At 60.9% G+C, this 20,165-nt stretch carries 23 protein-coding genes; 19 read left to right on the forward strand and 4 right to left on the reverse strand.

From position 1 onward, the window contains the following. From IRI77_RS35840 to IRI77_RS35850, 3 genes are read left to right on the forward strand one after another with little or no spacing between them, the layout of a single operon-like run. The gene (locus IRI77_RS35840) at window positions 1–360 is read left to right on the forward strand and encodes a hypothetical protein (RefSeq protein WP_194449714.1); all 360 of its coding nucleotides are present in this window, start codon (window positions 1–3) and stop codon (window positions 358–360) included. Next, window positions 360–854 carry a hypothetical protein gene (locus IRI77_RS35845; RefSeq protein WP_194449715.1) on the forward strand — a complete coding sequence of 165 codons (495 nt, stop codon included), beginning with the start codon at window positions 360–362 and terminating at the stop codon, window positions 852–854. The genes IRI77_RS35840 and IRI77_RS35845 overlap by 1 nt, the downstream gene beginning before the upstream one ends. Next, window positions 827–1,270: a hypothetical protein gene (locus IRI77_RS35850; protein ID WP_194449716.1), complete on the forward strand. Its 444-nt coding sequence runs from the start codon at window positions 827–829 to the stop codon at window positions 1,268–1,270. The genes IRI77_RS35845 and IRI77_RS35850 overlap by 28 nt, the downstream gene beginning before the upstream one ends. A gap of 6 nt (window positions 1,271–1,276) precedes the next feature. Here the strand turns inward: IRI77_RS35850 and IRI77_RS35855 are convergent, their stop codons facing one another. Next, the gene (locus tag IRI77_RS35855) at window positions 1,277–2,062 is read right to left on the reverse strand and encodes a DUF1223 domain-containing protein (protein ID WP_194449717.1); all 786 of its coding nucleotides are present in this window, start codon (window positions 2,060–2,062) and stop codon (window positions 1,277–1,279) included. A 162-nt stretch (window positions 2,063–2,224) separates the two neighbouring features. Here IRI77_RS35855 and IRI77_RS35860 point away from each other — a divergent pair, with 162 nt between their 5' ends. From IRI77_RS35860 to IRI77_RS35870, 3 genes are all read left to right on the forward strand, one after another. Continuing rightward, window positions 2,225–3,208, forward strand: coding sequence for a cytochrome D1 domain-containing protein (locus IRI77_RS35860; protein ID WP_194449718.1), 984 nt, complete (start codon window positions 2,225–2,227; stop codon window positions 3,206–3,208). Window positions 3,209–3,279: 71 nt separating this feature from the next. Further along, complete coding sequence (locus IRI77_RS35865) at window positions 3,280–3,924, forward strand: peptidylprolyl isomerase (RefSeq protein WP_194449719.1); 645 nt, start codon at window positions 3,280–3,282, stop codon at window positions 3,922–3,924. Window positions 3,925–3,951: 27 nt separating this feature from the next. Beyond that, entirely contained in the window at window positions 3,952–5,076 is a 1,125-nt protein-coding gene (locus IRI77_RS35870; protein WP_194449720.1) for a family 10 glycosylhydrolase, read from the forward strand. Here the strand turns inward: IRI77_RS35870 and IRI77_RS35875 are convergent. After that, window positions 5,073–5,459: a hypothetical protein gene (locus IRI77_RS35875; RefSeq protein WP_194449721.1), complete on the reverse strand. Its 387-nt coding sequence runs from the start codon at window positions 5,457–5,459 to the stop codon at window positions 5,073–5,075. The genes IRI77_RS35870 and IRI77_RS35875 overlap by 4 nt on opposite strands. A 149-nt stretch (window positions 5,460–5,608) precedes the next feature. Here IRI77_RS35875 and IRI77_RS35880 point away from each other — a divergent pair, with 149 nt between their 5' ends. Further along, window positions 5,609–6,262, forward strand: a complete 654-nt coding sequence (locus IRI77_RS35880; RefSeq protein ID WP_194449722.1) for a hypothetical protein — start codon at window positions 5,609–5,611, stop codon at window positions 6,260–6,262. A gap of 64 nt (window positions 6,263–6,326) precedes the next feature. Here IRI77_RS35880 and IRI77_RS35885 read toward each other — a convergent pair whose 3' ends face one another. Both IRI77_RS35885 and cysS read right to left on the reverse strand, forming a co-directional pair. Then, a complete protein-coding gene (locus tag IRI77_RS35885; RefSeq protein WP_194449723.1) occupies window positions 6,327–7,508 on the reverse strand; it encodes a trans-sulfuration enzyme family protein in 1,182 nt (393 codons plus the stop codon). 28 nt (window positions 7,509–7,536) lie between these two features. After that, window positions 7,537–8,937 (reverse strand): cysteine--tRNA ligase, encoded by a 1,401-nt coding sequence (cysS, locus tag IRI77_RS35890; protein WP_194449724.1) that lies wholly within the window; start codon window positions 8,935–8,937, stop codon window positions 7,537–7,539. 28 nt (window positions 8,938–8,965) lie between these two features. Here cysS and tgt point away from each other — a divergent pair, with 28 nt between their 5' ends. The 12 genes from tgt to IRI77_RS35950 all read left to right on the forward strand — a co-directional run bounded on the left by tgt (window position 8,966) and on the right by IRI77_RS35950 (window position 20,153). Further along, the gene (gene tgt, locus IRI77_RS35895) at window positions 8,966–10,120 is read left to right on the forward strand and encodes a tRNA guanosine(34) transglycosylase Tgt (RefSeq protein WP_194449725.1); all 1,155 of its coding nucleotides are present in this window, start codon (window positions 8,966–8,968) and stop codon (window positions 10,118–10,120) included. A gap of 65 nt (window positions 10,121–10,185) precedes the next feature. Continuing rightward, the gene (yajC, locus tag IRI77_RS35900; RefSeq protein ID WP_194449726.1) at window positions 10,186–10,497 is read left to right on the forward strand and encodes a preprotein translocase subunit YajC; all 312 of its coding nucleotides are present in this window, start codon (window positions 10,186–10,188) and stop codon (window positions 10,495–10,497) included. Window positions 10,498–10,519: 22 nt separating this feature from the next. After that, entirely contained in the window at window positions 10,520–12,145 is a 1,626-nt protein-coding gene (secD, locus tag IRI77_RS35905) for a protein translocase subunit SecD (RefSeq protein ID WP_194449727.1), read from the forward strand. A gap of 66 nt (window positions 12,146–12,211) precedes the next feature. Then, window positions 12,212–13,384: a protein translocase subunit SecF gene (gene secF, locus IRI77_RS35910; RefSeq protein ID WP_194449728.1), complete on the forward strand. Its 1,173-nt coding sequence runs from the start codon at window positions 12,212–12,214 to the stop codon at window positions 13,382–13,384. A 149-nt stretch (window positions 13,385–13,533) separates the two neighbouring features. Further along, entirely contained in the window at window positions 13,534–14,289 is a 756-nt protein-coding gene (locus IRI77_RS35915; protein WP_194449729.1) for an energy transducer TonB, read from the forward strand. A 48-nt stretch (window positions 14,290–14,337) separates the two neighbouring features. Next, window positions 14,338–15,069 carry a MotA/TolQ/ExbB proton channel family protein gene (locus tag IRI77_RS35920; protein ID WP_194449730.1) on the forward strand — a complete coding sequence of 244 codons (732 nt, stop codon included), beginning with the start codon at window positions 14,338–14,340 and terminating at the stop codon, window positions 15,067–15,069. A gap of 120 nt (window positions 15,070–15,189) precedes the next feature. Next, entirely contained in the window at window positions 15,190–15,660 is a 471-nt protein-coding gene (locus tag IRI77_RS35925) for a biopolymer transporter ExbD (RefSeq protein WP_194449731.1), read from the forward strand. Between the two features lie 91 nt (window positions 15,661–15,751). Continuing rightward, window positions 15,752–16,177, forward strand: a complete 426-nt coding sequence (locus IRI77_RS35930) for an ExbD/TolR family protein (RefSeq protein WP_194449732.1) — start codon at window positions 15,752–15,754, stop codon at window positions 16,175–16,177. Window positions 16,178–16,194: 17 nt separating this feature from the next. Then, a complete protein-coding gene (locus tag IRI77_RS35935; RefSeq protein ID WP_194449733.1) occupies window positions 16,195–17,049 on the forward strand; it encodes a hypothetical protein in 855 nt (284 codons plus the stop codon). A gap of 186 nt (window positions 17,050–17,235) precedes the next feature. Beyond that, window positions 17,236–19,422: a RelA/SpoT family protein gene (locus tag IRI77_RS35940; protein WP_228486499.1), complete on the forward strand. Its 2,187-nt coding sequence runs from the start codon at window positions 17,236–17,238 to the stop codon at window positions 19,420–19,422. A 9-nt stretch (window positions 19,423–19,431) separates the two neighbouring features. Beyond that, complete coding sequence (locus tag IRI77_RS35945) at window positions 19,432–19,803, forward strand: gamma-butyrobetaine hydroxylase-like domain-containing protein (RefSeq protein WP_194449735.1); 372 nt, start codon at window positions 19,432–19,434, stop codon at window positions 19,801–19,803. Further along, window positions 19,800–20,153 (forward strand): hypothetical protein, encoded by a 354-nt coding sequence (locus tag IRI77_RS35950; RefSeq protein ID WP_194449736.1) that lies wholly within the window; start codon window positions 19,800–19,802, stop codon window positions 20,151–20,153. The genes IRI77_RS35945 and IRI77_RS35950 overlap by 4 nt, the downstream gene beginning before the upstream one ends. Window positions 20,154–20,165 lie beyond the last annotated feature (12 nt).

Below are 20,165 nucleotides of genomic sequence, written 5' to 3' on the forward strand. Positions count from 1 at the left end.
ATGATTCTGTTCCTGCGCTGGGTAGTGGGATTGGCAAGCGCCATAGCCCTGGTTGGCTTTGCATTGGTGCTGACGGTGGGCAAGGGTTTGGAACTCACCTACCGGAGCGGGGCCGGGGCGGCGAGCCTGGTGCGCGATCTGATGACGGCCGGGGTGCCCGTGCTGCTGCTGGCGATGCTGGTCTCGGTGTTTCTGCCGCAGGAGCGCACGTTTCTGTGTGTGGTGGCCGTGCTGGTCGCGGCTGCGATGGCGGGTTGCCTGACGATCCTGGCGACGAATCCTGGAGAGGGTTCGCTGTACCTGGGATTCTTCGGGCTCTGGGCTCTTTATTTTGGAATGACGATTTGGGGGAGAGGGTAATGATTTCGCAAGAGGCCCAGATGTTGGCCAAGGGGTTCCTGATCTTTGCTGCAATTGTGGGCGTGCCGGCTGCCATCGGCAGTTGCTACTTCGGCTTCACGACCTACAGGATGGCGCACGCCGGCCCCAAGCCGCCCCCCACTCCGCCCAGCGGAAAAGGAGGGCCGATTATCACTGGCCTGGAGATGATGGACTACGCGGCAGGAAAAGCCGGCCGTGTCTTCGACGCCGCTGCCTTTGGAATCAGCAAGGGACTGCTCGTTGGCTCGGTCTGCGGCCTGCTATTCGCGGCGGGCCTCTACTTCACGAGCCAAGGGCTGTATGCGGGCCAGATGTGGTCGAGGATCGCCGGCGGCGGGCTGCTCGCGATCGTGTTCCTGTTTTCGCTGCTGGTGGTGCTGAGCCGGGTGGGTGGACTCATTTCGATCCTCGCATTGGGCACAATGGGGTTGGGTGGGTATGGACTATGGGTCGTCACGCGCCGGTTTGCCTGAGTTTCCTGATCGCAGCCGGAATGATGAGCGGTTGCTCGAGCAGTAAAATCCCCGAGTTCAAAGGGACGGTGGGGCAGTTGGACCTCGACGGCGGATTCTCGGACTTCCTGGAGCATCATCAGGAAGCGGTGGTCCGGCTGGATGTGGTCATCCCGAGGTCAGAATTCCAGGGCGGCAGCGAGAAGGAGTTCGACTTCATCGATGTTTTCGATACCTGTGATGAAGTCCTGAAGGAGGGCGAAACTCCTTCGGCGCCCCGCTGCCAGGGAACGGAATACAATCTGCCGAAGGTCCAGGGCCGCAGCGTGCTGGTGCTGGATGGCGGATCCTATCACCTGCGCGGCCGGTTCCGGGTGACGAAACGGACCGGGCCGCTACAGGGTATGTTTTCCGTCCAGTTGCAGCCCGCGGATTGACCTGCTTCAGTTGGCCAGCGGCCGCATGGCGGCGGCGGCGACCGGACCGGCTCCGGACGGCTGCAGGAAGACAACCGCTCGTATGCCTTTCAGCTTGGGGTCGAGCGGGACGCGTACGGTCTTGTGGAAGCTGCCGCCATGCTTCACGCTGCCGCCGTTGACAAGGGTGCGGACCACGGCCACGTGCGTGAGCTCCCGGCCGGAATTCTCGCCGCGCCTGACGGCCACTGACTCCCTGTCGCTGGCCAAAGCGACCCACACGTTCCAATCCTCCTTCGGGTTGGACGTGCCACGTCCGGCCTCTATTTCAATGGCCGCCTCCGTACCATTGCGGACGGCCGCCAGGATCCGCAGCTCTGCTTTACCCAGACGGGCCGCTTTAGCTACCGCACTTTGGAGCGCGGCTATGTCGCTGCCGACAAACTGCGCGCGGCCGTCCACCACCATCTGCGGGGTGTAGGCGGATTCCAGCCGGAACGCCTGGCTATAGGCCTGCTGCCGCGCACTGAACTGTGGGGAGGAGAAGGGATCCTTCCAGCCGATGCTGTTCCAGTAGTCGACATGTTCGCTGAGGACGATCACGGGCACACCCGAAACGGTCTGCTCCTGGTCGAGGCGGGCCAGCACCGCATCAGCGTGTGGGCAACTGGAGCAGCCCTCCGACGTAAAGAGCTCCACCAGAACCGGGGCCGCGGGTCCGGCATCGCCCAATGCGGCCGCCACGAGTGCGGCAGTTAGGGCGATCAGCGCGGCGGCTGCGCAAGGATAGACAACGATGTTTCCCAGTTTCATGAGGCTTCCAGTGATGAGTATGCGCCCATAGATCCCAGCTTTCCGTCCGTTTATTCCCGCCCGGTTGTCTCGGCAGGAGCCGGGTGGGAGAATGGCTGTCACGAAGCGGGTTTGGGGCTAGGCGCGCCGGGGAGCGCCCAAATAAAGAGGAGCTTTCTTGCGATGCGTAAAACCTGGATCCTGCTGTTACCACTGTGCGTGAACATGGCCTTGGGGCAAGGCGGCCTGCTGCTGGTGGCGAATAAAGGCGATCAGGCCGTGGCGATCATCGATCCCAAAACCGGCAAGTCGATTGCCGCAGTGCCCGAAGGCGGTGAGACGGCGCATGAACTGGTGGCCTCGCCCGATGGGCGTGTGGCCTACGCGCCCATTTATGGCAACTCCGGGGTCGGCAAGCCGGGCACGGATGGACGCAACATGGTGGTGGTCGACCTGAAGACCCACAAAGTCACCGGCAATGTCGATTTCGGCAAGGGTATCCGGCCCCATTGCCCGGTGATCGGGCCGAAGAATGGCCTGCTGTACGTGACCACGGAACTCGACAACACCATCACCGTGATCGACCCCAAATCTCTGAAGATTGTCGGCACCGTCCCTACCGGACAGGCTGAATCGCACATGCTGGCAATCAGCCGTGACGGTAAGCGCGGCTACACCGCGAATGTCGGTCCAGGGACGGTCTCCGTGCTCGACCTGGATGCGAAGAAGACGGTGAAGATCATCCCGATCTCCAGGAATACGCAGCGTATTGCGCTTTCCGTGGACGACAAGCTCGTTTTCACCTCAGACCAGACCGCGCCGAGGCTGGCGGTCATCGACGCCGCGACGAACACTATTAAGTCCTGGGTGGACTTGCCGGCTCCGGGCTATGGGACCGCACCGACTCCGGATGGGAAGTACCTGGTAGTGGCGGTTTCCAAGGCGAACAAAGTGGCGGTGGTCGACCTCGGCACCATGAAGGTGACGAAGACGATCGATGTGCCGGCTGCTCCGCAGGAAGTGCTGGTGCGTCCGGATGGCAAGGTGGCCTATGTCTCCTGCGACTCCAGCAAGAAGGTGGCGGCGATCCGAACCTCCGACTGGTCTGTCGAACAGATGATCGAGGCGGGCAAAGGCGCTGACGGTTTAGCCTGGGCCGGCCGGTAGTTTCCCCTTGGGCGCGGCTGGAACCCGTCCGGCCGCGCGACGAATCCGCGGCGAAATGAAATAATGGCGTCATGCGTTATCTGCTTTGTCTCGCCGCCACGCTCCTGCTCGTCTCCTGCGGCGAGAAACCCGCCCCGCCCCCTAAGAAGGTAGCCGCCGGCAAGTCACTGAAAGACCAGCCGATGCCCGATGTGTACAAGGTGCTCTTCGACACCTCCAAGGGTTCGTTTGTCGTGGAAGTGCACAAGGATTGGGCGCCGAAGGGAGCGGAGCAGTTCTGGATGCTGGTGAACACGGGCTTCTTCAACGACACGCGGTTCTTCCGCGTCAGGCCCGAATTCATCGTCCAGTTCGGGTTGTCCGGCGACCCGAACACGAACGCGATGCTCAACGCCAAGCCCATCGAAGACGACGCCGTGAAGCAGAAGAACGTCAAGGGGACCATCTCGTTCGCGCAAAGCGGCAAGAGCTCGCGCCGCACCCAGGTCTTTGTGAACCTGAAGGACAATTCGGATCTGGACAAGGACGGCTTCGCTCCGTTCGGCAAAGTCACCCTGGGTTTGGACGTCTTCGAGAAGCTCTACGTAGGGTATGGCGAATGGGATCCGCCCGGGCGCGGGCCGAACGCCTCGCGCATTGCCACCGAAGGGAACAAGTATCTGGATGCGCGCTTCCCGCGGCTCGACAAGATCCTGCGCGCGAAGGTCGTGCGTTAGCCCAGCCAACGCAATATGATGGGCGCCATGAGCGTGAATCGGCGTTCGTTTCTCCGGCAGAGCCTCGTGGCCGCCGCTGTATTGGAATCACTCGAGGCTAAGCCGCGCGCGGCGGGTGTCAAGAACTGGGCTTGGATTCCCACGAATACCCGTCCGACCGCAGACGAGTGGAAGCTCCGCTTCGAGAAACTGCGCGCAGCGGGCATCCAGGCGATTCTGCCCGAAGTCTATGCCGGCCGGGAGGCGTTCTTCGCCAGCACCCGGCTGCCGGTGAAGCAGGATTGGCTCGGCCTGATCCTGCCGCTTGCCAAGGCCGCGGGGCTCGAAGTGCATGCCTGGATGTGGTGCATGCCCTGCATGAATCCGGAGGTCATCAAAGCGCACCCCGACTGGTACAACGTGAATGCCAAAGGCGAGTCCGCGTCAGACAAGCCGGCTTACGTGCAGTACTACAAGTTCCTGGATCCGGGCCGGCCTGAAGTGCGCGAGTGGGTGCTGGGCACGGTGAAGGAGATCGCCTCCATTCCTGAACTCACCGGAGTCCATCTCGATTACATTCGCCATCCCGATGCGATTCTGCCCAGCGGCTTGTGGAAGAAGTACAACATCGTTCAGGACCACGTCTTTCCCGAATACGACTACGGCTACACCGAGTACGAGCGGGCCGAGTTCAAGAAGAAGTATGGCTCCGATCCGATGCAGAAGATGGACGCGAAGCTGGATGAGAAGTGGTTCCAGTTCCGGCTTGATATGGTAACCGGCCTGGTGAATGGGTACCTTGTACCGGCCGCCCATGCGGCGAAGAAGCAGATCACCGCGGCCGTCTTTCCCGGTCCGAGCCTCGCCCGCATCAATGTCCGGCAGGACTGGGGCCGCTGGAAGCTCGACGCCTTCCTGCCGATGATCTACCACTCGTTCTACCAGGAGACCCCGGCCTGGGTCGGCAAAATGACCAGGGAAGGCGTGGGCGCCGTCAAAGCGCCGCTCTACAGCGGTCTGTTCCTGGGCGGCATGAAAGAGGCCGAGTTCGCTGACGCGGTGCGCGAGTCCCTGCAGGCAGGCGCGGCCGGCGTCTCAATCTTTGCTGAGAACGGCCTGAATGACGCCCGGCTGCAGGTCTTGAAGTCCGTCTCGGAGAAGGCCCGCTCCTAGCGGTTGGCGCGGAGCATCCTGACAAAGTCATTGGCCAGCTTCGGCTCGATGTGGCCGCCGATTGAATTCGAGCGGTCGCTGCCGAGGAGCAACTGGCGGCGCCGGTCGATCACGGAAATCGTGAACTGCGAGGTGAACGGCTTGCGGCGCACCTCCAGCACGAGGTCGGCGTCTTTCTGGGTGCGCGTAATGACCAGACCGGTTTTGGCGAACTCCGGTTTCTGAATAATGGCCCGTTCGAGTTCAGCTTCCCGCATGAAGCCGGAGCGGGCACAAATGAAGATCGTCTTCGCCTGGCACCAGGCGGTTTCGGGATTACTGTCGCAGTGGCCGGCGGGCTTGGCGGGAAGCGCGGCCAGCAGCAGCAGGGCAGGGCAGAGCATTGCCCGTTGGGCATTCTTGAATTCCCTCATGTAGGCAATGTAGAGGCGGACCTCCGTCGTGGCCAGCAGGTTCGGTTGGACGGCGCGGAGCCGTGAATGGGCGGCGCAAAGCGAGCAACAGAAGGCGGTCCCGGTGCTAGGCTACTGAGATGGTATTTGGGGCGATTCTGGCGGGCTTGGTCCTGGGGGTGTTGACTGGGGTGGGCATGGGGTACGGCGCGGCTGCGTGGTTCACGTCCGTGGCCGGGCCGCGCGAGGGCGCCGCGGCGATGTACGGGTTCTTTATCTTTGGACCCATCGGCGGAGTGGCGGGGCTACTGCTGGGCAGCGGAGCCGTCTTGCGGTTTTACGGCCACTCGCAGACGTGGGGTAACTGGCTGCTCGGTTCGGGCAGCGTCCTTCTCGTGCTGGGGCTGATGCTGATGGTTTACAGCGCGAATCCGCGCCAGCAGCCGATCTTCTCGAAAGTGCCGATCGTCGAGTTTGAGTTGGACTACCCGGCGGCGGCGCTGGGCGAGGGCCCCATTCAGAACGTCTACTGGACCAACTCGAAGGCACAGAAGAAGGAGGAGGTCAGCTCGCAGTTCTGGGACAAGAAATGCGCGGAGGGCCGCTGCGTGGTGGCGGGCAGTTCCTATGTGATCTCGACGGAACAGGCCAGCACCGTCACGGTGTCGCTGCAGGGGCGGCTGCTCTACTACCACCTCAACCTGCCGAAACGCCTGGAAGGGCCGCTGCCGTGGTCGGAATGGGATGAGCAGGATGGCGTCCGGGTCCGCTGGCGCGTGGTGAAGAAGGACTGACGGCGGATTGAGGAGAAGAGGTCGGCGCAAGCCCCACCTCCTCTCCCGTTGAATGTGATCTGGCTTACGCCAACGCCTGGGCCACGTCGGCGACGAGGTCGTCCAGGGCTTCAATCCCGACCGAGAGCCGGATCAGGTTCTCACGAATCCCCATCCGCTGCTTCTGCTTCGGCGACACATCACGATGCGAGGAGATCCACGGGTAGAGCACCATCGTGTGAACGTCGCCCAGCGAGGTGGCCTTGACGATCAGCTTCAGGCGGTCGAGAAACTCGAAGGCGCCTTCCTTCGACTGCGCATTCTTCAGTTCAAAGCTCACCATGCCGCCGAACAAGCCGTCCGGCAGGAGCCGCGAGACGACCTCGGCATCGGGGTGTTGCGGATCGTCCGGGTAGTAGACGCGCTCCACGCCGGGTTGCTGGCGCAGCCAGGCGGCCAGTCCCTGGGCGTTGCGGCACTGCCGTTCTACACGGAGAGGGAAGGTCTTGATGCCGCGCATAGTCAGGAAGCACTCCATCGGACCCATGACCGGTCCCACGATGCGCGACAAACGCCGCACAGCCTCCAGGTGCTCCTCGTCGCTCACGATCAGACCGCCGAGCGTGTCACCATGGCCGCCCAGATACTTCGTCGAGCTGTGGACGACGATGTGCGCGCCCATCTCCAGCGGACGGACCAGCAGCGGCGAGGCAAACGTGTTGTCGACCACCAGCGCCGTGCCTTGCTTGCGGCAGAGGGCCGCCAGCGCCGGCAGATCACTGACTCGCAGAAGCGGGTTGGAGATCGTCTCCAGCAGCAGGACGCCGGGTTTCTCCTCCTCCATCGCGCGTTCCACAGCCGCCAGGTCTCCGGTATCGACGAAGGTGGTCTCGACCCCGAACGGACCCAGGACATCCATCAGCAGCTTGATGGTGGCGCCGTAGACGTCGCGCGCGCACAGCACTTTGCGGCGGCGGTCCAGCAGGGCAGCCATCAACGAGTGCTGCAGAGCGGCCATGCCCGACGCGCAGGCCAGCGCACCCGCTCCGTTTTCCAGCGAGGTGATCAGCTCTTCCAGTGCCTCATTCGTCGGATTGTGGTAGCGCGAGTAAGCGAAACCCTTCTCCTCGGCGGCGAAGATACGGTCCTGCTCAGCCTGGTCGGAACAAACCCAACTGGCGGCGAAATGCACGGGCGTCGCCACCGGAATCTGCTTCTGAGGCTGCTTCCGGTCTCCGGAGTGAACGGCTTTGGTTTGGATGTTCATTTCGTGTTGAGTATCTGGCCCTGGGCGCTTACTTCCGCTTCCAGCGGACTCCGTCTTTCGTGTCTTCCAGGACGACTCCCTGCTCCAGTAATTCGTTGCGCAAGGCGTCGGCCCGCTTGAAGTCCTTGGCCTTCTTGGCTTTGTTGCGCTCGGCCACCTTCTCGTCGATCTCCGCGTCCGTGAGCGCTCCGCTCTGGAGCGTCGGCTTCAGCACGTCAAAGACGGCATCGAACTCGGCCAGCAGGGCGTGGGCGCCGGGCGCATTTCCCGCCTGGAACTGCCCGGCATCCATCGCCGTATTGGCGTCGCGGACATATTCATAAATGGCGGCCAACGCGTCCGACGTGTTCAAGTCGTCATCCAGGCCCTTGTTGAATGCTGAGCTGGCTGCTGCCGTCCGTTCCTCCACCTGGGGATTGATACCCTCCGGCAGGCGGTCGTTCTTCAGCCGCAGTTCGAAGTTGCGCAGGCGCTCCAGGGAGGCCGCCGCGCCCTTCAGCCCGTCAAACGTGAAGTTGAGCTGCTTGCGGTAGTGGGCCGAAACCAGCAGGTAGCGAATCGACTCCGGCGAGTAGCCTTTCTCGATGATGTCGCGCAGGGTGTAGAAATTGCCCAGCGACTTCGACATTTTCTGCCCTTCCACCATTAGGTGTTCGGCGTGCAGCCAGTAGCGGACAAAACGCTTGCCGGTGATCGCTTCCGACTGGGCGATTTCGTTCTCGTGATGCGGGAAGACCAGGTCCACTCCGCCCGTGTGGATATCGATGGTTTCGCCGAGATACTTCATCGCCATCACCGAGCATTCGATGTGCCAGCCCGGCCGGCCTTCGCCCAAAGGAGTCTCCCACGCCGGCTCGCCCGGTTTCTGCGCCTTCCACAGGACGAAGTCGCGCGCATCGGCCTTGTCGTACTCGTCTACTTCTACCCGCGCTCCGGCGATGTTGCCGCTGAAGTTCGTATGCGACAACTTGCCGTACTCCGGGAACGTCGAAATACGGAAGTAAGTCGAGCCCTCGTTCGCATAGGTGTGGTTGCCGGCCGCCAGCCGCTCGATGGCGTTCACCATCTCAGGGATGTGTTCCGTGGCAAAGGCGAGCCGCTCAGGCGCTTCCAGCCGCAGCGTGGCCGAATCGTCCTTAAAAGCTTGCGTGTACTGCGCCGTATACTCCTGGATCGTCTGGCCCGCCGCCATTGCATTGCGGATGATTTTGTCCTCGACGTCCGTGATGTTCATGACGTGGTCCAGCGTGAAGCCGCGAGCTTTCAGGGTCCGCCGCAGGATGTCCTGGAATGAGAACGTACGGAAGTTCCCAATGTGTACGAACGAGTAGACGGTCGGGCCGCAGGTGTACATGCGGACCGTCTTGCCATCCTGTGGCTGAAACTCTTCGAGTTCCTGGGTGAGAGTGTTGTAGAACCGCAGTGCCATGGGGGAGTTAGAATAACTAGTTTACCCCTTGAAGACGCTTCACTTTGAAAAACAGGCCGTCTGCCCCGAAACAGGCGCCCGCGCCGGCCTGCTCCATACCGCCCACGGAACCATCGAAACCCCTGTCTTCATGCCGGTCGGCACGCAGGGGACGGTGAAAGGGCTCACGCGCAAACACCTGCTGGAGGAACTGGACGCCAAGATCATCCTCGGCAATACCTACCATCTCTATCTGCGTCCGGGCCATAAGCTGATTGAGGGCTTCGGCGGGCTGCACGGCTTCATGCAATGGCCGCGTGCAATCCTTACCGACTCGGGCGGTTTTCAGGTCTGGTCGCTGAGTCAATTAAGAAAGCTCAAGGAAGAAGGTGTGCTGTTTCGCTCGCACCTGAACGGCGATCAGCACATGTTCACGCCGGAGTCGACGGTGGACGTCCAGCTCTCGCTGGGCAGCGACATCATGATGATGCTGGACGAGTGCACGGACTATCCTTCGTCGCATGCCGAAGCCCGCAAGTCGATGGAAATGACGGTCCGCTGGGCCCGCCGGGGTATGCGCCACTACCGGGAGCGGATGGAGTCCCGCGAGCCGCGCAACGCCCTCTTTCCCATCGTGCAAGGGTCGATGTACGCCGACCTGCGCCGCGAATGCGTCGCCCAACTGGGCGAACTGGACGCCGAAGGCTATGCCGTGGGGGGCTTGAGTGTTGGGGAACCGCGCGAACTGAGCATGGAGATGACGGAGGTTACCGTTCCGCTGTTACCAGCGGACAAACCCCGCTACGTGATGGGCGTAGGGGCTCCGGAGGAGTTGCCGGAGTATGTGGCCCGAGGCGTCGACATGATGGACTGTGTGATGCCGACCCGCAACGCCCGCAACGGTTACCTGTTCACCTCGGAGGGCAAGGTTGTCATCAAACAGGCACAGTATCGTGAAGATTCGAGGCCGCTTGACGAGAATTGCCGGTGCCACACCTGCACTACGTACTCGAGGGCCTATCTGAGGCACCTGTTTCAGGCCGGAGAGATCCTCTTCAGCACCCTGGCCACGCTGCACAACCTGACGCATTACCTTGACATCATGCGCCGGATGCGAGAGGCTATTTTGCTTGGGACATTCCCCGAGTTCTTGAAGACTGCGCGCAGGCTCGCCTCAAGTCCAAACTCAGCCCACACCTCATAGATGCAGGGCGGGTTCCGCGCGTCGCAGACATCGAGTCCAAACTTTTGGGTGACACCGGAACGGAAATGAATTTCCTCCTTCTCCAGACGCCCGCAGCGGCTAGCTCGCTGCTGCAATTCGTCCCTATACTCCTGATTTTCGGGATCTTCTACTTCCTACTCTTCATGCCCATGCAGCGGCAGAAGAAGCAGCAACAAAAGATGTTGTCCGAGCTCAAAGCCGGTGACCAGGTGGTCACCAACGGCGGCGTGGTCGGCACCATCGTCGGCATCAACGAAGACGACACCCTGGTGTTGCGCGTGAAGCCGGATAACGTGAAACTGCAATTCGCCAGGGGTTCGGTAGCGAGCCTGGCGAACCAGGAGAAGAAGTCTTAATCACAGCGGAAAGTTAGAACACATGCAGAATCTCAAGTGGAAAGCCGTCCTGATCGTCGCCGTCGTGCTCATCTGTGTTTACGGCATGATCGGAATCCCCAAGTCGAAGGATGAGCTCATCGCGAATTGGCACAATAACATCCGCCTCGGCCTGGACCTGAAAGGCGGCACGCTCCTGGTGCTGCAGGTGCAGGTGCAGGATGCCTTCAAGGCCGAGGCTATTCAGCAGATTGAACGGCTGAAGGAAGAGCTTGGCAAGCAGAGCATCAACTACGGTTCCATGGATCACAGCGAACCGAAGACGATTGCCGAAGCCGACAAGATCCAGATTGATATCAAGGGCATTCCGTCCGACAAGACGGCCGCCTTCCGCACCCTCATTTCCGAGTCGATGCCCAGTTGGGTGCTGACTCCGGTCAACTCCACGGACTATCGGGTGAACATGAAGCCGACCGAGGCGTTGGCGCTGACGAAGGACACCCTGGCCCGGTCCCGGACCACCATCGAGAGTCGCATCAACGGCCTCGGGTTGGCGGAGAGCAGCGTGCAGGAGCGCGGCGGCGCGAATGCCGACGGCGAAATCCTGGTGTCGCTGCCCGGTCTTGACGATCCGGCCCGCGTGAAGGCAATTCTCCAGACAGCGGCCATGCTCGAGCTTTACGAAGTGAAGGATGGTCCGTTCCCCCGCCAGCAGGATGCGCTCGCCAAGACCGGCGGCGTGCTGCCGTTGAACACGAAGCTGCTGCGCTCGCAGCCGCGGGCTGGCGATCAGAACAACGAAGGCTGGTACATCGTAACCCGCACTCCCGTGATCACGGGCCGCGACCTGCGCGATGCCAAGCCCGCCCAGGATGAGTTCGGCAAGTGGGAGACGTCATTTGTCCTCGCCCAGGATGCCAAGGGCCGTTTCGGCAAGTTCACTGAGTCGAACGTCGGGCAGCGCCTCGCCATTGTGCTCGACAGCCAGATCCGCAGCGCTCCGGTGATCCAGAGCCGCATCGAGGATTCGGGCCGCATCACCGGCGCAGGTTCGCAGCAGGATGCCAGCGATTTGGCCCTCGTGCTGCGTGCCGGTTCGCTGCCGGCTGGTGTCATCTACCTGCAGGAGCAGACGGTCGGACCTTCGCTCGGCGCCGACTCAATCCAGCAGGGCCTGATTTCGGGTCTCGTCGGCCTTATTGCGGTGATCGTCATCATGCTGATCTATTACCACATGAGCGGCGTGAACGCGACGATCGCGCTGATTCTGAATGCGATCATTCTGATCGGCGCCTTGGCCTATCTCAAGGCGGTTCTCACACTGCCCGGCATCGCGGGCGTGATTCTCCTGATCGGCATGGCGGTTGATTCCAACGTGCTGATCTTCGAGCGTATCCGGGAAGAGATGCGCACCGGCAAAGCGGTGCTCGCGGCAATTGATACGGGTTTCAGCAAGGCCTTCCTCACCATCATCGACACGCACGTGGCGACCGTCGTCAGTTGCGCGTTCCTCTTTATGTTCGGTACGCCAGCCGTGCGCGGCTTTGCCGTCACGCTGGTCATTGGTCTTCTGGCCAACGTGTTTACTTCCGTGTTTGTGTCCCGCGCCCTGTTCCAGATGGAGATGGCTGGCAAGGGGCCGAATGCCACGTTGAGCATCGGCGTATAACTGTGATAAGAAATGGGGAGCTCAACCTAGGCTGCTGCTCCCCGGAGTCCGGGTTCGGTACGGTACATGGAGCTATTTAAGAACACAAACATCGATTTCCTTGGAAAAAAGGGAATCTTCATCGGGGCCTCGCTGGTCCTGACTGTCGTGGGCCTGGCCAGTTGGATTGGCAAAGGTGGGCTCAAGTACGGCATCGACTTCACCGGTGGCGCCAACATCACCGTCAAGTTCGCTTCAACACCCCCTGTCGATAAGCTCCGTTCGGAAATCTCCTCCAAGATCCCGGGCGAAATCTCCGTACAGGAGATTCCTGGGCAGAACTCCGTCATCATCGGGACGCCCCTGAAGGACGAGATTCAACTCAACTCGGAGCGGAGCGCCATCACCGAAACGCTGGAAGCCAGCTTCGGTAAGTCCGGCGGCAAATTCGACTTCAACAACGCCAGCGCGCAATCGCTGGCCGATCGTTTGCGCGACCCCATGCAGAGAGCGGGCGTGGCTCTCAACGAAGAACAGCTGCAGTCCGTTGCGAAGAATGTTCTGGAGTTCAAGAACACTCCGCCCCGTTCAGGAATCGTGACCAATCTCGATCAGCTGAACGGTGTAAGCGGCGTGACACCGCAGATCCTGGGTGTCATCAAGCAGGAGTGCTTCCTCTCCCCCTTCTCCATCATTGGTGCGGAAGTGGTGGGGCCGAAGATCGGTGCGGAACTGCGGAGCAAGGCTGTGCTCGCTACCCTCTACGCACTGGGCGGCATGCTGGTATACTTGGCCTTCCGTTTCGAGTTCATCTACGGTTTGGCGGCCGTGATTGCGGTCTTCCACGACGTGATCATCACGCTGGGCCTGTTCTCGCTCTTTAACAAAGAGATTTCGTTGAACGTTGTCGCCGCCCTCCTTACCCTGGTCGGCTACTCCATGAACGATACGATCGTCGTGTTCGATCGCATCCGCGAGACCTTGAAGCTCTCCCGGAAGGAACTGGGTGAAGAGATCGTGAACCTGAGCATCAACCAGACGCTCAGCCGAACGATCCTGACCTCGGGCCTAACCTTCATATCGGCTATTGCGCTGCTGTTGTTCGGCGGCCCGGTACTGAATGGCTTTGCGTTCGCCCTGGTTGCGGGTATTATCGTTGGTACCTATTCGTCGATCTTCATCGCGAGCCCCATCCTCGTCTTCTGGCACAACTATCTCCAGAAGCGGAAGAAGGCTCCAGTGGCTGCCCAGGCCAAGTAGGCCGTGCCATGTCGCGGGGCGAATAGAAAGTTGAGCTAAAAAGACACCGGGGACCGGAATTCCCGGGAACCGGTAGCAAACTTCGGTGTCCAAATAGGTGAGAACGGTCTCTGAGGTCTCGGGGGCCGGACGCAAGGAGAAACAGCCCAATGTTCGAACAGACCTTCGTGGATGGAACGGCTAAAACCAACAAAGGTTGGACGGTCATCGTATCCACAACGTTGCAGATCGCATTGATCGGGGGAGGAGTCATCCTGCCGCTGCTCAATCCGGAAATTCTCCCCAAGACCGCTTTGAGTTCCATGCTGGTGGCGCCGCCTCCTCCGCCTCCTCCTCCTCCCCCTCCTCCTCCCCAGGCAGCTGTGGTGAAGGTTGTGAAGGTGGTTCCGAAGCAGTTCGACGGTTCCCGCCTGATGGCTCCAAAGCAGGTACCTAAGGAAATCGCCATGATCAAGGAAGACGAAATTCCTGCCAGCACCTCCGGTGGCGTGGTGGGTGGTGTTCCTGGTGGCGTCCCGGGCGGAGCCCCGGGTGGTGTAATTGGCGGCATTATCAGCAGCGCCGCTCCTCCTCCTCCTCCTCCAGTCAAGGAGGCTCCCAAGCCCGTTACCCCCAAGCGCATTTCGGTGGGCGGCAACGTGCAACAGGCCATGCTCGTCAGCCAGCCTCGGCCCACTTATCCTCCCTTGGCCAAGCAGGCGCGCATCTCCGGAACAGTCCGCTTCACCGCTGTCATCGGCCGCGACGGTACGATCCAGAACCTAACCCTGGTATCAGGCCATCCGCTGTTGGTGCAGTCGGCGACCGAAGCCGTGAAGCAGTGGCGCTACAAGCCCACGCTGCTGAACGGCGAACCGGTGGAAGTTGTGACTCAGATTGACGTCAACTTCACGTTGAACCAGTAGTAGTCCGCATTCGTTCAAGACAAATCAACTCGCAGGAGATTTAAGAAGATGATTCTTCAGTTCCAAGTATGGTCGTTCCTGTTGCTCCAGGAGGCGGCCGTCAATTTTGACCTCCGGTCGATGTGGTCTCAGATGGGATGGCTGGCCAAAGTCGTCGTCATCGTTCTGTTCATCATGTCCGCCTGGTCAATCGGCGTGATGATCGATCGCCTGATCGTTTTTAATGCCGCTCGCAAGCAGAGCCGTCTGTTTGCCCCGGCCGTTGCTGGCGCCCTCCGCGAAGGCAAGCTCGATGAAGCCATCAAGATTGCTGATCGCTACAAGAAGTCGCACCTCGCCAAGGTCGTCGTGGCTGGTCTTCAGGAATTTCGCGCTCACCAGATGAGCACCGAAATCCCCGGCGAAGAGATGGAAGCCTCCAAGCGCGCCCTCGAGCGTGCCGAAGCGATCGTGCACTCCGAGATGGAGCGCGGCATCAGCGGTCTGGCCACCATCGGTTCCACCGGCCCCTTCGTGGGTCTGTTCGGCACGGTCGTCGGTATCATCAACGCGTTCAAGGGCATTTCGTCTGAAAAGTCCACCGGTCTCGGCGCTGTGGCCGGCGGTATTTCGGAAGCCCTGGTCACCACCGCTATCGGTCTCTTCGTGGCTATCCCCGCGGTGTGGATGTTCAACTACTTCAACAACCGCGTGAAGGCGTTCGACGTGGAGATGGGCAACTCCAGCTCCGAACTGATCGACTACTTCCTGAAGAAGTCGCAGAAGGCTGCGACCAAGTAAGTTTGTCAGGTCAGGCACTGTAAGCGAGTCCGGCGAGTTGATTTCGCCGTTGCCGGGGGCTCCGGGTCTGGAGCCCCCGGGCAGCGCGGAGTTACTTCTGCCGGGATAAGGAGAACCCGAATGTCAGACAAGAAGAAGAAACAGGCGGCGGGCGCTACCATCGCAGACATCAACGTCACCCCGATGGTCGACGTGATGCTCGTGCTGCTCATCATCTTCATGGTCATCACGCCGATGCTCTCCAAGGGCGTCAGCGTGGACCTTGCCAAGACGATGAACCCGATTGCGATGCAGAACGCCGATAAGGAAGACGCTGTCTTGGTGGCCGTGACTCGCGATGGCCGGGCTTGGCTCGGATCCAGCCAAGTCAATCCGGCCGACCTTCCTGGAAAAGTGAAAGACCTCCTCTCCACCCGCCTCGATAAGACCTGCTACGTGAAAGCCGATTCACGTGCTCGCTACGAGAAGGTTGTGGATGTCGTCGATAACCTGCGCGCGGCAGGCGTCGACAACATCGGTCTGCTCACCGACCTGGATGCCAAGGCCAGGAAAGCTGGCGCTGGCGAGCCGGCTGCCGCTGAAGCAAAGTAATTTAGTCGGGCCGCCCTCAGGGCCGGCCCAGGCGCTACCTGACTGAGAAGTTTGGCGGCGCGGACTTGAACAGTTTTAAAGGAGATTTCCTATGGGCATGGCAGTTGGCGGAGACGGCGGCGGACCGAAGTCAGAAATCAACATGACTCCGCTGATCGACGTTCTCCTCGTTCTTCTCATTATTTTCATGGTCATCACGCCTCTTACCCCCAAAGGTCTCGAGGCCACGATCCCGCAGCCGCCGCCGCCGAACTCACCTCCTCCTCCGGTGGATCGTACCGTGGTCATCATCATCAACAAAGATCGCTCGATGATGCTGAATACGGAGCCGATCTCCGAAGAACGACTGGCGGAACGTCTGCTTGACGTATTCAAAACGCGCGCTGAACGCATCTGCTTCGTCAAGGCGGACCCCGATCTTGAGTTCCAGTACGTTGCCAAGGCGATTGATATCGCCAAGGGCGCGCAAATGGACAAGGTCGGCCTAATGACCGCCAAGATGGAGGCCGGCGAATAGCCTGAGGTGGTACGCTGATGAATCGCAAAGCGCTCGTAATTCTCACCGCGGCGACACTATTACTCGCCGGCATGTCCTCTGGCTGCAAAAAGCTGCAGGCTCGCGACAATCTGAATAAAGGTGTTCAGGCCTTCAAGAACGCCAAGTACGCTGATTCCGTCGAGTTCTTCAAGCAGGCCATTGAACTCGACCCTACTTACCCCACCGCTCGCCTGTACCTGGCCACCGCTTACATGAGCCAGTACATCCCCGGTGCTGAGTCCCCCGAAAACGTAGCGTTCGCCAAGAACGCCAACGACAACTTCCTTGAGGTTCTGCGCGCCAACCCCGGCGACACCACCGCTTTGAAGTCGCTGGCCTCCCTGGCTTACCAACAGGTCACAGGCGCTCCTACGCCCGAAGAGAAACTGGCTCGTCTCGACAAAGCCGCTGAATGGTACAAGAAGCTCGCTTCAGTCGACCCCAACGAGAAGGAAGCTTTCTACTCTCTCGGCGTCATTGCCTGGGCCAAGTTCTACCCGGCCTGGATGAGCGCACGCAATAAGCTGGGCATGAAGCCGGAAGCTCCTGGTCCCATCAAGGACAAGAAGGTGAAGGCTGAACTCGCCGAGAAGTACACCGCTGTCGTTGCCGAAGGCATCCAGAATCTGGAGAAAGCCCTCAGCATCGACAAGGAGTACGACGACGCGATGGCTTACCTCAATCTGCTGCACCGCGAACGGGCCGATATCGCCGACTCCGACGCGGATTACAAAGCAGAAACCGAAATGGCCGACAAGTTCATGGCTCAGGCTCTCGAAACGCGCAAGATCAAGGCCGAACGCGCTCCGAAGACCCAGGGCATCACCACGGAAGAAGCGCCCGCTAAGTAAGCGCTTTGTACCGCAGGCCGTCAGATTCGTTAGAATAAGAGCGAGGGCATCTCATTCAGGGATGCCCTCGCTCTTTCTGTATCAGTTGGCGCAGCGGCCACGACGCCGGCGCATTTGGCCGTGAAGATGGATTCTTCCCCGACTCGCCTCGAACCCGCGGCACCTGTCTCACCGGAAACCCCTACCTTGCCTGGAGTTACGCCGGCCCTCGAGGCCGCTTACAACAACGTCGAGGCGACCGTTCGCGCCCGCCGCCCCAACGACGACCTCGGTCCGCTGCGCCGTGCCTTCGAGTTCGCATGCGAGAAGCATGCCCCTCAGAAGCGCGACTCCGGTGAGCCGTACATGTTCCACCCTGTCGCCGTCGCCCAGATCCTCGCAGACATGCAGATGGATCTCGTGTGCCTCGAAACAGGGCTCCTGCACGACACGCTGGAAGATACGCAGACCACCTCCGAGGAAATCCGCAAAGCCTTTGGCGAGGACGTCGCCCGCTGCGTCAACGGCGTCACGAAGCTCAGCAAGATCAACCTTCACAATCGCGAAGTCCGCCAGGCCGAGAGCGTCCGCAAGATGCTGCTCGCCATGGTGGAGGACATCCGCGTCATCATTGTGAAGCTGGCTGACCGCATGCACAACCTGCGCACGCTGGACTCCATCTCCCGCGACCGCCAGGAACGCATCGCCGCTGAAACGATCGAACTCTACGCCCCCATCGCCCACCGCCTGGGCATGGGCAAACTGCGCGCCGAGCTCGAGGATCTCGGTTTCCGCTATCTGGACCCGGAAGCCTACCGGGAAGTTCGCGAAGCCATTGAAACTCGCCGCCTAGCCAACGAGGAAGTCCTCGACGAGATCCGCACCACCATTCAGAACAAGCTCGGCGAAGAGGCGATCCCCGTCCGCGTCCAGGGGCGTGTGAAACGGCCCTGGTCGGTCTACCAGAAGCTCCGCAAGCAGCGCATTCCCATCGACCAGGTGTACGACCTCCTTGGTATCCGCATCATCACGGACTCCGTGAAGAACTGCTATGCCGCCCTCGGTGTCATCCACAACGAGTGGCATCCCATCCCCGGCCGCATCAAAGACTTCATCGCGATTCCCCGTCCGAACCTCTACCAATCCCTTCACACGTCGGTCATGGGCCCCAACGGTGTCGTTTTTGAGGTCCAGATCCGCACGGAGGAGATGCACCGTCTCGCCGAAGAGGGCATCGCCGCGCACTGGAAGTACAAGGAAGGCAAGAAAGGCCCGGGCGACGACGATCAACGCATCGCCTGGCTGCGCCAACTTGTCGAGTGGCAGCGCGAAATGGGCGACCCTTCCGATTTCATGTCCAACCTCAAGGTGGACTTATATCCGGAAGAGGTCTACTGCTTCACCCCCAAGGGCCGTGTCGTTGTCCTGCCGCGTGACGCCACATCCGTCGACTTCGCCTACGCCATTCACACCGATGTCGGCCACACCTGCATCGGCGCCAAGGTGAACGGCCGCATGGTGCCCCTCAAGCACTCCCTGCGCAACGGTGACGTCGTCGAAGTCCTCACCCAGAACGGCGGCCAGCCCAGCCGCGACTGGCTCACCTTCGTCAAGACAGCCCGCGCCCGCAACAAGATCCGTCATGTCATCAATGCGACGGAACGCGAAAAGGCCGTCGAACTCGGCCAGAAGCTGCTGGAACGCGAGGCCCGCCGCCTCGGTGTGGCCATGAGCCGCATCACCCGGGCGCAGATGGAATCCGTCGCCGGCGACTACGGCTACAGCAAGATCGAGGATCTTCAGGCCGCCCTCGGCTGGGGCAAGTTCTCCGCACGCCAGGTGCTGGCCAAACTCGCGCCGGATGTGGTGGAGCCGGAAACACCCGTCTCGCCCTCACCGCTGCCCACCCCTTCACAGGACAAGGATAAGTCCGGCGCGGCCAAGGACTACGTCATCCAGGTGAAGGGCATCGACGACCTGCTCACCTATCGCGCCAAGTGCTGCAACCCCATTCGAGGCGAACCCATCGTCGGCTACATCACCCGCGGCAAAGGCGTCGCCGTCCACTCCAAGAACTGCCCGAACGTCCAGAACCTGATGTATGAGGCCGAGCGCCGCATCGAGGTCGAATGGGCGCGCGGCGCGGGCGAGTCGTTCCATGTCCGCCTGGTGGTCCATACAGACGATCGCGCCGGCATGCTCAACCAACTCACCCAGATCCTGTTCGACGAGGATGTGAACATCCGCAGCGTCGAAGCACACGCCGACGAGAAGCAGTTCGATTCGGCCATCGTCGAGATGACGGTGGAAGTGCGCGACAAGAAACAACTGGAGCGCATCGTGTCCGCCATGCGCCGTGTCTCCGGCGTCCGCGATATCGAACGCGTTCATTAGGAATCTCCCATGACCATTTCCACGGATCCGCTGCACCTCGCCGTCTCTAAATCCAAAGGCATCAAGATCGACTGGTCCGACGGCCACAAGAGCGATTTCTCCTGCGAACTCCTGCGTGACGAATGCCCCTGCGCCACCTGCACCGGAGCCCATGGCACCGAGCCGCAGCGCACCGATTACTCCAAGCCCGCCCCCGCCGCCAACCCCTTCCAGATGTACAAGCCGAAGATCCGCATGAACAACATCGAAGAGGTCGGCACCTACGCCGTGAGAATTGACTGGAACGATGGACACAACGCCGGGATATACTCCTACGAGCACCTGCGCCGCATCTGTCCATGCGCCGAGTGCATGAAGTTACGACAGGAAGGCCGACTATGAAGCTGCTGTTCGCATTGATAGTCCTCCTGGCCCTGCCACTGGCGGCGGCCGATCTCACGGGACATTGGAAAGCGGAAGTCCAGATCGCCGGCAATACCGGCAACCCCTCGTTCACCTTTCAGCAGGATGGGTCCAAGCTCACCGGAACCTACACCGGCATGCTGGGTGAATACAAACTCAACGGCACCGTCGATGGCAATAAGGTTCGTTTTGAGTTCAAGGCCAACTACGAAGGCAACGCCCTGAACGTCGTCTACACGGGCACCATCGAGTCGCCCACCAGCATGAAGGGCACCATCGATTTTGGCGGCGCGGCCGACGGATCCTTCACCGCACAAAAGGATAAGTAACTCCGAATTGTA

This window comes from Paludibaculum fermentans (assembly GCF_015277775.1).
Taxonomy (GTDB): domain Bacteria; phylum Acidobacteriota; class Terriglobia; order Bryobacterales; family Bryobacteraceae; genus Paludibaculum; species Paludibaculum fermentans.